This is a genomic window from Arthrobacter humicola, assembly GCF_039531445.1.
Lineage (GTDB): Bacteria > Actinomycetota > Actinomycetes > Actinomycetales > Micrococcaceae > Arthrobacter > Arthrobacter humicola.
The window spans coordinates 1-570 of record NZ_BAAAQB010000007.1; the positions used below are offsets into that span (position 1 = coordinate 1).

Below are 570 nucleotides of genomic sequence, written 5' to 3' on the forward strand. Positions count from 1 at the left end.
CACCTGGGCTATGACAAAGGCGACCCGGTCGGGCGGTTCCTGCCGAATGCCCGCAACGGGTCCTATCCGAAGACCCTGGGGACCTCTGCCGGGGACGTGGATCTGGACGTTCCGCGGGACCGTGACGGCTCCTTCACCCCGCATCTGGTTCCCAAGGGCGCGCGCCGGACCGGCGGCCTGGATGACATGATCATCAGCCTTTACGCCGGCGGGATGACGGTCCGGGACATCGCCCATCACCTGGAATCCACGCTCGGGACGGAGCTGTCGCAGGAGACCATCTCGAAGATCACCGACGAGGTCCTCGAGGAGGTGCTGGAATGGCAGAAGCGCCCGCTGGACCCGCTCTATCCGATCCTCTATCTGGACGCGATCGTCATCAAGGTCCGTGACGGACATCAGGTCCAGAACCGGGCCGCTCACATCGCTGTGGGCGTGGACATGGAGGGCTTCAAGCACGTCCTGGGCATCTGGGTCGAGGCCGCCGAGGGAGCGAAATTCTGGGCCGGGGTCTGCGCCGAACTGGCCAACCGCGGCGTCAGGGATGTGCTCATCGTGTGCTGCGACGGG

The 570-nt window shown here is 65.8% G+C and carries 1 protein-coding gene; it reads left to right on the forward strand.

Translation table 11 applies throughout. The annotated features are described in order from the left end of the window. The coding region (locus ABD243_RS02580) for an IS256 family transposase (protein WP_344361757.1) at positions 1-570 on the forward strand (570 nt) is incomplete at both ends.